Here is a 12,485-nt window from a genome sequence, read left to right as displayed (position 1 = left end):
CTATGGTTTTATGAGATTAGGTATTGCGATTGCTTTTTTTATACTAATTAGTTCCTGTGCCTCAAAGGAGGAAAACAAACAGACAGTTTCGGATCAAATCAGAGTTTCTTTGGATACTGTGATGGTGGATACAGGAGATGAATTTCTCTATTTACAGGATTTTTTATCGAATTCTTCACTTTCTCATGGAGGTGATTATTTTTTCAATTTTGACCGAAAGGGTTTTTTTCTTGAAAAAATAAACCTGAATAATTTAAGCCTAGACAGGAAGATCAAATTTGAGAAAGAAGGTCCATATGGCATTAACACTGATAATCCCAGGTTTTTAATTTTACAAAACGGAAACCTATTTTTTTTTAATTACAAAATTTTCAAGGAATTCGATCAAAGTGCTGGTTTGATAAAGGATTTGAAATTGGATGAAATCGCCAAGGAATATTTAGATGGTTTTGACAATTATGTTACCTCTATTTTTGAGGATAAACAAAATCCAAATAGGTTTATTTGTCTTATTCTAAATTGGGAAAGCTTTACCTATTTTTTATTCGATTTTGATTTGACTAATCAATCATTCAGAAAAATTGATTTACCCGAATCAGAAAAATATAAACAGTACAGAGTGCAAATAAACCAAGATGGAAAAGATATAGGTGGATATGGAGGGCAAATGCAACATTCTATAGGTGGTGGGAAAATTCTTTTAAGTAGTAATGCATTTAATGAAGTTCAGGTTTTTGATATTTTAACTGATAGTTTGTTCAGTATTAAGTGGGACACACCGCTATTGGGAAGCAAAAGATCATATGTACCCCCAAAAGAAGTTGAAGGCTTTAAAGACGAATTCAGTGAGGTTTCAAAAAAGTCTGATGAAGATATCTCTTACAAAAACTTCTTATGGGATGATAAAAATGAGAGATACTTAAGATTTTCAGAAAAGAAGAAATTTGGAATTGATAAGAATGAATTTGGGAGTTATATTTCTACTGGATCTGATGTATACCTAAGTATTTTTGATAAGGATTTCAAACTAATTTCGGAAGCACAATTACCTAAACTCACATCACTTTCAATGACCCACTTTGTGAAAGATGGGAATATCTGGATGTATGAAAATATTGATGATGAGTTGGCTTTCGTTATTTTGAAAATTGAAGAGGTTTAAGAATAAAATATTGAAATAGGCTTTTCTACCTATCTAGATGGGAATATAAATCACAAATTGTGAAGCTAAAAGGCTGTGGAATAACTATGACAAGAAGGCATCCACAGAAGGGATTTATTGATAAATAACTTCAGGTTTTAATCGAAAAAGCCTGAATTAATTTTGAGTCAATAGATTTTATATCGTTGTCTGAAATTCTGCCTAATCTACCTAAGACTATTTTTTTGTCTAAGGTGACAATTTTTGAAACCCTAATTAAAGATTCTCTTTTCAATCCATTTTCTATGTTCGGATGAATTAGGAGGTCTAATGATGAAGCTCCTTTTATCTGGGTAGAAATGAATGCAACAGTGATATCATATTCAGTAGCCAAAAGAACTAAAGCTGGCCTGTTTTTTAATCCTGTAAGATCTGTAAATGGAAAGGGAACAAGAATAACATCTCCCTTAATCATTTGTATCGTTCTTTGAGATCCTCAACTGTGTAGATTTCCTCTTCTTTTTCTAAAAAATCGTAAGGTTTCCCTTTCTCAACCAATTGGTTGATTCCGTCTTGAAGCATTTTATCATCCAATCTTTTCAGGATAAAGTCAGCAAACTCAGTTATTTCCTTTATTTTATCCTCAGGTAGTTGCTCTAGTATGTTGACCGTTTTGCTTATTAGTTCCTGTTTTGACATTTTTGATAAAGTTTTGCTTATCGAATATAACTAAATCTGATGATCATTTTTGACCATTATTAAAACCCAAACTCACAGAGTTAATGCAATATCTGATTCCACCTTGGTCAGATGGTCCATCCGGAAATCGATGTCCTAGATGCGAACCGCAATTGGCACATAAAATCTCTTCCCGAATCATGCCGTGGGTATAGTCCATATGAATATCGATTGCATCTGGTTTTACAGGGGCTGTGAAACTCGGCCATCCGCATCCACTGTCATACTTTTTTGAAGAGTGAAAAATCTCATTTCCACAGGCTTTGCATTCATAGATGCCAGTTTCCTTATTTAGGTAATATTCCCCGGTAAATGCTCTTTCAGTTCCTTTTTCTCTCAATACACGGTAGGAATCAGCATCCAGTTCTTTGCGGTATTCATCTTCTGATTTCTGGATGGGATAGATTTTCTTATCTTGATTTTTCATAGAATATGGCTTGTATTTCTTAACTCACGGAGTGGGAAAGAAGTTTCTATCTTGCAAAGAAAATGAGCGGTTTTACTGTTGCTCTACCTGCTCAATTGCCTTCAAAATCACCTCACATGCTTCATGAATTTCTGCGGTAGTAATAGTAAGTGGAGGTGCGATCCGCATCGAGTCGTTACAGAATAAAAACCAATCTGTAATCACTCCCAGTTCAATGGCTGTATCAATGATAGGCTTTAGAATATCAAAAGATTCGAATTCAACTGCCATCATCAACCCTTTATTTCTGATGTTTTTGATTTTAGGATGTACAAGAAGTCTCTTGATCAACTTAGCTTTTTCTTCCACTCCATCAATAAGCTCCTCTTCTTGCAGGATTTGTATGGTCGCAAGAGAAGCTGCAGCACTTACAGGATGCCCACCAAAAGTAGTAATGTGACCTAGTATCGGGTTGTTTTTAAATACACCCATTACCTCTTTATTGGCAATGAATGCGCCGATCGGCATACCGCCCCCCATACCTTTGGCACAAACCAGAATATCCGGCTCAAATCCAAAATGCTCAAAAGCCCAGAATTTACCAGTTCTACCGAAGCCACATTGAACTTCATCCAAAATCAGCAAAGTTCCTGTTTCATCACATCGCTTGCGCAAAGCTTGGAAATATTCTGTGGTGGCCACACGTATTCCCGCTTCACCTTGTATGGTTTCTATCAATACAGCTGCAGTATTGGTGTCAATAAGCTCAAGATCTGAAATCTCACCGTAATGAATATGGCTAACTCCAGGAAGTAAGGGACGATAGGCTTGCTTGAAAATCTCATTTCCACCCACGCTAAGCGAACCATGCGAACTGCCATGATATGCGTTGACGCAGGAAATCAAATTTGGTTTGCCGGTATATCGCTTGGCAAGTTTCAAAGCACCCTCAATAGCTTCGCTACCACTATTTACCAAATAGACATTGTCTAATTTCTCAGGTAGCGTATCGCAAAGTGCTTTAGCTAACAATGACTGAGGGCTTTGAACATATTCCCCATAAACCATCAGGTGCAGGTATTTATCCAATTGCTTTTGAATTGCTTTCAGAACCTTTGGATGTCTATGTCCTACATTGCTTACCCCGATTCCAGAGATTAGATCGATGTATTTTTCTCCGTTCGGACCAAATAAATAAATTCCTTCCGCTTTTTCCACTTCGATCATCAAAGGGAAATCTGTTGTTTGGGCTAAGTGTTGAAGAAAAAGCTGACGGTTATTCATTACGGATATTTAATTCAAAAGCTTGAAAACCTGAAGAAGATTCCTAGCGGCAGTTTTTTATTCTGGTTGTCCTGTAGGTAAAGCTCGCCATGTTCGGCGTTCTGCACATTTTTAAAAGTGGTGTTGATCAGGTTGGCAGCAATCAGTGAGGAAAAGCTCAGCGAATACATATTGAGTAAAAGGAAATGATCAGTGGGATCTAGGATTTCCGCACAGACTTTTAGCATTTCGTTGATTTGTTCTTCCAGTACCCACTTTTCTCCATCTGGTCCACGGCCGTAAGCTGGTGGATCCAGTATTATCCCATGGTATTTATTGCCCCTACGTGCTTCTCTTTTAATAAATTTCATTGCATCATCCACCATCCAGCGGATATCAGATTGGCCGGAAGATTCCATGTTATGCCTAGACCAAGTCACTACTTGCTTCACAGAATCCAAGTGTGTAACATCTGCTCCTGCAGCTTTTGCGGCCACACTTGCTGCTCCTGTGTACGCGAAAAGGTTAAGCACTTTTGGTTTTGCAACTGGGGAGCGCTTGATGGTTTTATAGAGATAATCCCAGTTTACAGCCTGTTCAGGAAAGAGCCCGATATGCTTGAATGAAGTTTGGGCCAAGTTTAATTTCAAGTTCAATCCTTCAGGATTAGTGTATTCAATAGCCCAGTTGTGCGGCATCTTTTTCAACTGCTCCCAATTTCCCTTCTCGGGGTTACTTTTTTCCTTGGCAAAATGCGCATGAGCTAGACTCCTCCATTCACTTTCAGGTAGCGTTTTATCCCAAATGGCTTGAGGTTCTGGTCTGCTGAGAATGAATTCACCAAATCGCTCCAATTTCTCAAACCCTCCGGTGTCAATAAGTTCATAATCTTGCCAAGGTCCTGGACAAAGTGATAGGATGGATTCGCTCATAGAAAGTTGTTTTTCAGGGAGCAAAAATAAGGAATTAATTGGAGGCAAGCAGGAAGGGGGCTTTTGAATAAGATATTAAGGGCTATTATGAGGAGCAATGGTAGAACCGAAACGATTATTGATGCTGAAAATCATGAAAATATTTCATTATGGGATCGTATTTCGATCGAAATTCAAATTAAGTGGATTGGTTCTCAGGGAAGTAATCCAATAGTCTCCTCGCTTCTGAATGTTAAATCTGTTTTTTTGTACTTTTAGATTTATTTTAAAAATAAAAAAGAACTATTTCTTCTGTTCAGAACCCTTCAAATAGCCGCCCGGAAGTAAAATGTCTAAGAAATTTATCGATGTAGAAAAAGCCATTTATTCTAAAAATCCAAATCTTCGAAAGTGGATGCCGGGCTTTTTGCTCAAGTACATAAAGCGGGTAACCCATGAGGATTGGATGAATGATGTGCTCGACAAAGTTGACCATCTGCATGGAATAGATTTCGCCATAGGAATTGTAAAGGAGCTCAATATTGAAGTTGAGCTGGTTGGAGCCGAGAACATTCCCAAAACTGGAGGAATTATCCTGGCCGCCAATCATCCACTGGGAGGAATTGACGGGATTACGTTGATGCAGGCTATTGGAGAAGTTAGAACTGACATGCGATTTTTGGTCAATGACTTGCTGATGACTATGAAAAACTTTCATCCCTTATTTATTCCTATCAATAAGCATGGTAAAAATTCGGGAGACACATTGGCCGCCATTGAAGAAGCATATTCCGGTTCCTATGCAGTTTTAATTTTTCCAGCAGGACTTGTTTCGAGAAAAGATGAGTCAGGAATCCGTGACTTACCGTGGAAAAAGAGCTTTATTTCCAAAGCGAAGAAATACAAAAAAGATGTACTACCTTGTTTTATAGGAGGTAGAAACTCTAAATTTTTCTACAATTTGGGTTATTGGAGAAAGAAGTTGGGCATAAAAGCCAATATTGAGATGTTCTACCTAGCTGATGAACTATATAAGCAGCAAGGTAAAAAAGTGGTAATTACTGTAGGTGAACAGATTTCCTATCAAAGCTTAGATTCCTCCAAATCAGATACAGAATGGGCTGAATATGTGAAGGAATTAGTTTACGAACTGGGTAAAAAAGAATGAATAAAGAAGCAGCAATAATTCCGGCAATTGATAAAGAGCTACTAAAAGCTGAGTTGGTTCCGGATCGGTTTTTACGATATACTAACAATGGAGACAACCTAGTTTACTTGGTTAACTTTCATAACTCCCCTAATGTCCTTCGAGAGATTGGAAGATTGCGGGAATTGACTTTTAGAGCTGCGGGAGGAGGGACTGGTCTTGAACTTGATTTGGATGAAAATGACATCTGTGAAAATTGCTACGAGCAATTGATAACCTGGAATCCTGAAGATGAAGAAATAGTAGCCGGCTATAGATTAATAAACTGTAACAATTCGATCAAGGAAGACGGTAGTTTGAATCTATCGACCACCCACTTGTTTGATTTTACAGAGCGGTTTTTAAAGGATTACATTCCTTACACCATAGAATTGGGGAGATCCTTTGTTCAGCCCAAATACCAGCCTGCATTTGATAATAGAAAAGGGATTTTTAGCCTTGATAATCTTTGGGATGGGCTTGGAGCAGTAGTCTTGTTGAATCCGGAAGTCAAATACCTTTTTGGAAAAGTGACCATGTACCCACACTTCAGCCGTGAGGCGAGAGATTTGTTGTTGATGTTCATGAATTACTATTTTCCTGATAAAGAGGGGTTGGTCAAGCCCAAAGATGAATTGAAATTGGGCTACGAAACAGATCTGCCAAAGGCAGGAAATCCATTTGAGGGTTTGGAATACAAAGAAGGATATAAGTTGCTGAATGGAAGGATTCGGACATATGGAGAGAATATTCCGCCGCTAATCAATACCTACATGAATCTATCGCCTACGATGATGACTTTCGGTACAGCATTGAATGATGAATTTGGTGAAGTAGAAGAGACCGGGATTTTGATCACTCTGGCTGATATTTATGAAACCAAAAAACATAGACATATGGATACTTTCGAGCGGGATAGAGTTTTTGGAAGTAGGAAAGATGTCTGATAAACTTACATTAATTATTGGGGCTACAACTAATCCTTCAAGGTATGCTTACTTTGCGGCTAGTAGATTGGCTGATGCTGGGATTCCCTTCATTCCTATTGGAATCAAATCAGGTGAGCTTTTTGGGGAGAAAATACGGGATCTCCGCAGTAAACCAGATTTACAAAACATCCATACAATTACTCTTTATATTGGTACTGCTCACCAGGAAGAGTGGATCGAATATTTGATTGGTCTACATCCTAGAAGGATCATATTCAATCCCGGAACCGAGAATCCTGTATTTTTTCAGAAAGCCAAAGATGCAGGGATTGAAGTAATGCATGCATGTACCTTGGTGATGCTGAGTGCAAATCAATATTAAAATACTTGATAATCAAGCTGTTGAGCAGTTGTGTTTCACATCCTTTTTTGTGCAACGGAGTATCAGTAAAAGCTGTGTTAAGTCACTTTTTTTTCCTATCTTGCCGCATCTTAAAAAGAACATAAAATCACCCTTTTTGACCCAATTTGAGGGTTTTCTCCAAAACATATGAGTGAAGAAAAAGCGAATAATCTAGGCGAATACGGTGCCGGTAATATTCAGGTATTAGAAGGTCTTGAAGCGGTTCGTAAGAGACCTGCTATGTACATCGGTGATATTGGAGTCAAAGGACTTCATCACCTGATCTGGGAAGTAGTAGATAACTCCATCGATGAGGCGCTTGCAGGTCATTGCGACACAATCAAAGTCACAGTCAATGTAGATAATTCAGTTACAGTCGAAGATAATGGACGTGGAATTCCCACTGAAATGCACACTAAGGAGAAAAAATCTGCTTTGGAAGTGGTATTGACTGTACTGCATGCCGGGGGTAAATTCGACAAGGATACATATAAAGTTTCTGGTGGGTTACACGGTGTAGGTGTTTCCTGTGTGAACGCACTTTCAGAAGATTTGAAAGCTACAGTTTACCGAAATGGAGTAATCACTGAGCAGGAATTTAAGATAGGTGTGCCTCAATATCCTGCCAAGCAGGTAGGGCCTACTGATCGTAGAGGCACTACCATCCATTTTAAGCCGGATTCAAGCATTTTTGCTATTACTGAATATAAATACGAGACGATAGCCAACAGGCTTCGTGAAATGTCATTTTTGAATGCAGGTATCAGGATTTTATTAACTGATCTAAGAGAGACTGAAGACGACGGATCTGTGAAATCTGACGAATTTTTCTCTGAAGGTGGTTTGGTAGAATTCGTGCAATACCTCGACGTGAGCCGTGAGAAAATCATTGACACGCCGATTTCTATTGATACAGAAAAGAATGGAGTACCTGTTCAGGTTGCTATGAACTATAACACTTCATATTCTGAGAATGTGGTTTCCTATGTGAATACGATCAATACCTACGAAGGTGGTAGTCACGTTTCAGGATTTAGAAGAGCACTCACCAGGACACTGAAATCTTACGCTGATAAATCCGGAATGCTGGATAAGCTGAAGTTGGAAGTTAGCGGGGATGATTTTCGGGAAGGTCTCACTGCGATTATTTCCGTGAAGGTAGCTGAACCTCAATTCGAAGGTCAGACGAAATCAAAATTAGGTAACTCTGATGTAGTTGGTGCGGTTGATAGCGCTGTTTCTGAAGCTTTACAATCTTGGCTGGAAGAGCATCCTAAGGAAGCAAAAATCATTGTAGGCAAAGTGATATTGGCAGCGCAAGCCAGGCATGCAGCAAGAAAAGCTCGTGAAATGGTACAGCGTAAGAATATACTTGGAGGCGGTGGTCTTCCGGGGAAATTGGCTGATTGTGCGAATAGTGATCCTACTGTATGCGAATTGTACCTTGTGGAAGGAGACTCAGCAGGTGGATCTGCTAAGCAAGGAAGAGATCGTGATTTTCAGGCTATACTACCTTTAAAGGGTAAAATTCTAAACGTAGAAAAAGCGCATGAGCACAAAATCTACGACAACGAAGAAATTAAAAACATTCTTACCGCACTTGGAGTTAAGATCGGTACAGTAAATGACGATAAGGAATTGGACCTTTCAAGTCTTAGGTATCACAAAATCATCATTATGACGGATGCTGATATTGATGGATCTCATATTCGTACCTTAATTCTTACCTTGTTCTTTAGATATATGAGGACATTGATTGAATATGGCTATGTATATATTGCCTTGCCTCCATTATATTTATTGAAAAGAGGAAAAGACGAAAGATATTGCTGGACTGAAGAAGAGCGTAAAATCCTTACCGCTGATATGGCGAAGGATGGCAAAGAGGACAGTGTTGGCATTCAGCGATACAAAGGTCTCGGTGAAATGAATCCTGAGCAACTTTGGACTACTACTATGGATCCAAATGTTCGGACGATCAAACAGGTAAATATTGAGTCAGCCGCAGAAGCAGATCATCTCTTCAGCGTGCTTATGGGCGATGAAGTGGCCCCCCGGAGAGAGTTTATCGAGAAAAATGCGAAATACGCTAAAATCGATACCTGATCATTCAAAGGGGCTTTTTAGCCCCTTTTTTTAATTGTTAACACAATGGTAAACCCAAAATAAGCAAGCAAAACTTATCTTGCTTCTAACTATTAACTTTGAATGCGATGAAATTGGCAGTTGTTGAAAAATACGATTCGATTATACAACAGAGTGACCTGGTAAGCAGGGATTTGAGTTGGTTGAAATTTAATGAGCGTGTGTTGGATCAATCCAAAAAGACACATCGGAATGTTTTTGAAAAACTTAAATTTCTTGCAATTACGGCCTCCAATCTGGATGAATTTTTTATGATTCGAGTAGGATCACTTTATAATTATCTTGATTACGATAAGGAAAGAGTTGATTACTCAGGGTTGAGAGAAGAGCCTTTCAAGGCAAAATTGATGAATGAGAGTCATACCTTTCACACTGATCAGCATGAGCATTTCTCTGAGGTAGTAATGCAGGAGCTTCAGGAACAAGGAGTGAATCTTTGCAATATTTCCAAGCTGACTGAGAGGGAGCAAGAGAAAGTTCATGATTATTTTGTCAAAGCCATATACCCCATGCTCACTCCGATGGTGTATGATGGGTATCGTACGTTCCCGATTCTGATGAATAAACTTTTGGTTTTTGGAGTGGTAACTACCAGTCCAGGCGACAGACAGGATATGCGTAAGATGAGTTTTGTACAGATTCCTGCTAATATTCCCCGCTTTTTCGAAATTGAGCGTGAAGACTCTCTTTTACTTATTCCTATCGAAGAAGTTATCAGAGAGAATATCGTTTCACTATTCAGAAACGTCGAAATCGAAGGAATCAGCCTTTTTAGAATTACTAGAAACGGTGATTTTACTTTAGAAGAGAGTGAAGATATGGACGCGAACTTCCTTGAAGAAGTGAAGCGTAAATTGATGGAAAGAAAAAGTGGCCGAGTAGTAAGGATAGAAATTGAAGAAGGCTACAGTAAGTGGATGATGAATTCACTTTTGGAAAGATGGAATCTGAAAATGGATTCAGTATTTCTGATAAAAAGAGCCAGCCTGATTGATTTTACAGGACTCTGGCAGATCGTGGGGAATAAAAAATTCCGTGAACGCTTACCACATATTCCAGATCCAGTGAAGCCTCTTTCTTTCCCGGATGAAGGAATAGCAGATATTTTTGATGTGTTGAAGGAGAAGGATATTCTGCTACATCATCCATACAACAATATAGATTCGATTTTGGATTTAGTGGAGAAAGCGTCGGAAGATCCAGATGTGATGGCTATCAAAATGACTATTTACAGGCTAGCAAAGGAAAGTAGAATTACCAAAGCTTTGCTCAAAGCCGCAGAAAATGGAAAGCATGTTTCTGTACTTTTTGAGGTAAAAGCTAGATTTGACGAAGAGAATAATATTCGAGAAGCTAAAAAACTTCAGAAAGCTGGTTGTTTTGTGATTTATGGAATTTCCCATTTGAAAACCCATACCAAGCTGCTCTTGATAGTGAAACGGGATGGAGGTGAAATTACGCGATTTGTTCACTTAGGATCTGGTAACTACAACGAAGATACTGCTAGACTCTATACTGATATAGGTCTGATGACTACCAACGAGATTTTGGCCAATGATGTGTCAGAGTTTTTTAATGTAATCACGGGTCACTCCATGCCATCTCAGTACCAAAATCTGATCACGGCTCCCCGTGATATGAGAAACCAGTTGATAGAGTATATAGAGAAGGAGGCAGAAAATGCCAGAAATGGTCTTCCAAGTGGTGTTTTCATCAAAGTCAATTCATTGGAAGATTCCGAGATGATCTATGCTTTGTATCGTGCTTCGCAGTCTGGTGTAACCATTAAATTGATTGTTCGCGGAATTTGTTGCTTGAGACCAGGTCGAGTGGGGTTGAGCGAAAATATTGAAGTACTATCTATTGTGGGTGATTTCTTGGAGCATTCCAGAATCTATTATTTCCACAACAATGGCGATACCAAAACCTACGCTGGAAGCGCGGACATGATGGTACGTAGCTTTGACAAAAGATTAGAGGCGCTCTTCAAAGTAGAGTCTTCTTTGCTTGAAAAGCAATTGATGAATATTCTTGCTTACAACCTCAAAGACAATGTGAACTCTTATGTGATGCAGGAAGATGGAACCTACCTAGCTAAGCATCCGGTAGGAGATGAACCTGAATTCAATGTTCATCGAGAATTCTTCAATCTAGATGCGGAAAATGTAATGCAAGTGCAGCTAGTAGACTAACGCAAAAAAGCCTCTGCTAAAGAGGCTTTTTTGTTTTATTACGCTCGTAAAGTATCTGAATAATCCCATCTTTTAAGCCCAAGTCAGGGACAATCATTTTTTTAGATTTTGCCGCTTGCATCACACGTTGATAGATTTTCCCAGCAGGAATAATCACATCAGCCCGATCATGATTTAAGTTTAGCTTATTCACCCGCTCTTCAAAAGTCAGCGTCTGTAGGTGGTTCAGTACTTCCTCGATTTTTTCAAAGTCTAGGTAGCGCTTGTTTTTGCGAGGAAGGGAAAGTTCAAAAATCTTATTGATGTTCCCTCCAGTTCCTATAGAAGTGACTAAAGCGGAATTTTCTAAATGCTTAATGACGAAGTTTTCCATGGAGCTCCATACTGGAGTCGCTACTTTGTCTTCCAAGGCACGAACAGAACCAATCTGAAATGATTTAGAAGCTAATTTCTCCTGATTTTTATAAATGTTTAACTCAGTACTACCGCCACCTACATCTATATGCAAATAGGTCTTTTCATCGAAGAATTTGTTAAGAGATTTATTAATCAGCTCAGCTTCCTTATTTCCATCTATAATATTGATTTTCAGCCCGATTTCCTCCTTCACTTCAAGGACTATTTCTTTGCCATTGACGCTTTCCCGCATCGCAGAAGTAGCGCAAGCCATGTAATCATCGACTTCATATAAGTCAATAAGAATCTTAAAAGCTTTCATCAATTTGATGAATTTTCTCCTATTGATGTCAGAGATCTTGTGGTGATGAAAAACATCCAACCCCAAACGTAAGGGGAAACGCAGGTATTCTATTTTCTTAAAATTGATTTTTCCTTCGTATTGAGTTACGCTGGTAATTTGTAATCTGATGGCGTTTGAGCCAATATCTACTGCGGCTAATTTCAAAAGCTAATGGGTTAGTTGAGGATAAAGGAGTGTCCTTGGGCCTTACTTTTTTTTCTGGCTGACAACTAGCATAATCACCCCGGCCGCAAGCACAACTCCACCTGCATAGGTCGGCCACTTTACCTCACGTTTCTTGTCCGCACTTACTTGAATAGGACCTGCATCGATAACTTTTTCTTTTGTGGTGAAAGAAAAACTAGTGCTGAAAAGCATAAAAATGCCAGCAATTATTAATACTATACTGAAAATTTTCATAGTGTTTTTTAG

13 protein-coding genes are annotated in these 12,485 nt (G+C 38.7%); 6 read left to right on the top strand and 7 right to left on the bottom strand.

The window, feature by feature from the left end; all coding sequences use genetic code 11:
- Nucleotides 1–10: 10 nt before the first annotated feature.
- Entirely contained in the window at nucleotides 11–1,162 is a 1,152-nt protein-coding gene (locus tag SYJ56_RS09550; protein WP_323833796.1) for a DUF4221 family protein, read from the top strand.
- Between the two features lie 130 nt (nucleotides 1,163–1,292).
- On the opposite strand, the gene SYJ56_RS09545 is transcribed toward SYJ56_RS09550, so the two are convergent.
- The 5 genes from SYJ56_RS09545 to SYJ56_RS09525 all read right to left on the bottom strand — a co-directional run bounded on the left by SYJ56_RS09545 (nucleotide 1,293) and on the right by SYJ56_RS09525 (nucleotide 4,480).
- Nucleotides 1,293–1,616 (bottom strand): type II toxin-antitoxin system PemK/MazF family toxin, encoded by a 324-nt coding sequence (locus tag SYJ56_RS09545; RefSeq protein WP_323833794.1) that lies wholly within the window; start codon nucleotides 1,614–1,616, stop codon nucleotides 1,293–1,295.
- Nucleotides 1,613–1,840 carry a hypothetical protein gene (locus SYJ56_RS09540; protein ID WP_323833792.1) on the bottom strand — a complete coding sequence of 76 codons (228 nt, stop codon included), beginning with the start codon at nucleotides 1,838–1,840 and terminating at the stop codon, nucleotides 1,613–1,615. Before SYJ56_RS09540 ends, SYJ56_RS09545 begins: the two co-directional genes overlap by 4 nt.
- A 43-nt stretch (nucleotides 1,841–1,883) precedes the next feature.
- Entirely contained in the window at nucleotides 1,884–2,306 is a 423-nt protein-coding gene (msrB, locus tag SYJ56_RS09535; RefSeq protein WP_323833791.1) for a peptide-methionine (R)-S-oxide reductase MsrB, read from the bottom strand.
- A 72-nt stretch (nucleotides 2,307–2,378) separates the two neighbouring features.
- On the bottom strand, nucleotides 2,379–3,569 hold the full coding sequence (locus SYJ56_RS09530) for an aspartate aminotransferase family protein (RefSeq protein ID WP_323833790.1): 1,191 nt from the start codon (nucleotides 3,567–3,569) through the stop codon (nucleotides 2,379–2,381).
- A gap of 14 nt (nucleotides 3,570–3,583) precedes the next feature.
- Complete coding sequence (locus tag SYJ56_RS09525) at nucleotides 3,584–4,480, bottom strand: class I SAM-dependent methyltransferase (RefSeq protein ID WP_323833788.1); 897 nt, start codon at nucleotides 4,478–4,480, stop codon at nucleotides 3,584–3,586.
- Between the two features lie 328 nt (nucleotides 4,481–4,808).
- Here SYJ56_RS09525 and SYJ56_RS09520 point away from each other — a divergent pair, with 328 nt between their 5' ends.
- The 5 genes from SYJ56_RS09520 to ppk1 all read left to right on the top strand — a co-directional run bounded on the left by SYJ56_RS09520 (nucleotide 4,809) and on the right by ppk1 (nucleotide 11,314).
- The gene (locus SYJ56_RS09520; protein ID WP_323833786.1) at nucleotides 4,809–5,627 is read left to right on the top strand and encodes a 1-acyl-sn-glycerol-3-phosphate acyltransferase; all 819 of its coding nucleotides are present in this window, start codon (nucleotides 4,809–4,811) and stop codon (nucleotides 5,625–5,627) included.
- Nucleotides 5,624–6,592 (top strand): GNAT family N-acetyltransferase, encoded by a 969-nt coding sequence (locus tag SYJ56_RS09515; RefSeq protein ID WP_323833785.1) that lies wholly within the window; start codon nucleotides 5,624–5,626, stop codon nucleotides 6,590–6,592. Before SYJ56_RS09520 ends, SYJ56_RS09515 begins: the two co-directional genes overlap by 4 nt.
- Nucleotides 6,585–6,956: a CoA-binding protein gene (locus tag SYJ56_RS09510; protein ID WP_323833783.1), complete on the top strand. Its 372-nt coding sequence runs from the start codon at nucleotides 6,585–6,587 to the stop codon at nucleotides 6,954–6,956. The genes SYJ56_RS09515 and SYJ56_RS09510 overlap by 8 nt, the downstream gene beginning before the upstream one ends.
- Nucleotides 6,957–7,124: 168 nt before the next feature.
- Nucleotides 7,125–9,083 (top strand): DNA topoisomerase (ATP-hydrolyzing) subunit B, encoded by a 1,959-nt coding sequence (gene gyrB, locus SYJ56_RS09505; RefSeq protein ID WP_323833781.1) that lies wholly within the window; start codon nucleotides 7,125–7,127, stop codon nucleotides 9,081–9,083.
- 107 nt (nucleotides 9,084–9,190) lie between these two features.
- Nucleotides 9,191–11,314, top strand: a complete 2,124-nt coding sequence (ppk1, locus tag SYJ56_RS09500) for a polyphosphate kinase 1 (protein ID WP_323833779.1) — start codon at nucleotides 9,191–9,193, stop codon at nucleotides 11,312–11,314.
- 16 nt (nucleotides 11,315–11,330) lie between these two features.
- Here the strand turns inward: ppk1 and SYJ56_RS09495 are convergent, their stop codons facing one another.
- Nucleotides 11,331–12,218, bottom strand: a complete 888-nt coding sequence (locus tag SYJ56_RS09495) for a Ppx/GppA phosphatase family protein (protein WP_323833777.1) — start codon at nucleotides 12,216–12,218, stop codon at nucleotides 11,331–11,333.
- 42 nt (nucleotides 12,219–12,260) lie between these two features.
- Nucleotides 12,261–12,473 (bottom strand): hypothetical protein, encoded by a 213-nt coding sequence (locus SYJ56_RS09490; protein WP_323833776.1) that lies wholly within the window; start codon nucleotides 12,471–12,473, stop codon nucleotides 12,261–12,263.
- Between the last annotated feature and the right edge of the window lie 12 nt (nucleotides 12,474–12,485).

The organism is Algoriphagus aurantiacus, from assembly GCF_035156405.1.
In the GTDB taxonomy this organism is placed as follows: Bacteria; Bacteroidota; Bacteroidia; order Cytophagales; family Cyclobacteriaceae; genus Algoriphagus; species Algoriphagus aurantiacus.
The sequence above is the reverse complement of the archived record's forward strand: the minus strand, read 5'-3'. Positions and strand labels throughout refer to the sequence as shown.

What these genes read in the sequence shown, in the direction of transcription:
- gyrB (WP_323833781.1), top strand. Translation starts at nt 7,125, where the DNA reads ATGAGTGAAGAAAAAGCGAATAATCTAGGCGAATACGGTGCCGGTAAT.
- SYJ56_RS09550 (WP_323833796.1), top strand. Translation starts at nt 11, where the DNA reads ATGAGATTAGGTATTGCGATTGCTTTTTTTATACTAATTAGTTCCTGT.
- SYJ56_RS09520 (WP_323833786.1), top strand. Translation starts at nt 4,809, where the DNA reads ATGTCTAAGAAATTTATCGATGTAGAAAAAGCCATTTATTCTAAAAAT.
- SYJ56_RS09510 (WP_323833783.1), top strand. Translation starts at nt 6,585, where the DNA reads ATGTCTGATAAACTTACATTAATTATTGGGGCTACAACTAATCCTTCA.
- SYJ56_RS09530 (WP_323833790.1), bottom strand. Translation starts at nt 3,569, where the DNA reads ATGAATAACCGTCAGCTTTTTCTTCAACACTTAGCCCAAACAACAGAT.
- ppk1 (WP_323833779.1), top strand. Translation starts at nt 9,191, where the DNA reads ATGAAATTGGCAGTTGTTGAAAAATACGATTCGATTATACAACAGAGT.
- SYJ56_RS09540 (WP_323833792.1), bottom strand. Translation starts at nt 1,840, where the DNA reads ATGTCAAAACAGGAACTAATAAGCAAAACGGTCAACATACTAGAGCAA.
- SYJ56_RS09490 (WP_323833776.1), bottom strand. Translation starts at nt 12,473, where the DNA reads ATGAAAATTTTCAGTATAGTATTAATAATTGCTGGCATTTTTATGCTT.
- SYJ56_RS09525 (WP_323833788.1), bottom strand. Translation starts at nt 4,480, where the DNA reads ATGAGCGAATCCATCCTATCACTTTGTCCAGGACCTTGGCAAGATTAT.
- msrB (WP_323833791.1), bottom strand. Translation starts at nt 2,306, where the DNA reads ATGAAAAATCAAGATAAGAAAATCTATCCCATCCAGAAATCAGAAGAT.
- SYJ56_RS09545 (WP_323833794.1), bottom strand. Translation starts at nt 1,616, where the DNA reads ATGATTAAGGGAGATGTTATTCTTGTTCCCTTTCCATTTACAGATCTT.
- SYJ56_RS09515 (WP_323833785.1), top strand. Translation starts at nt 5,624, where the DNA reads ATGAATAAAGAAGCAGCAATAATTCCGGCAATTGATAAAGAGCTACTA.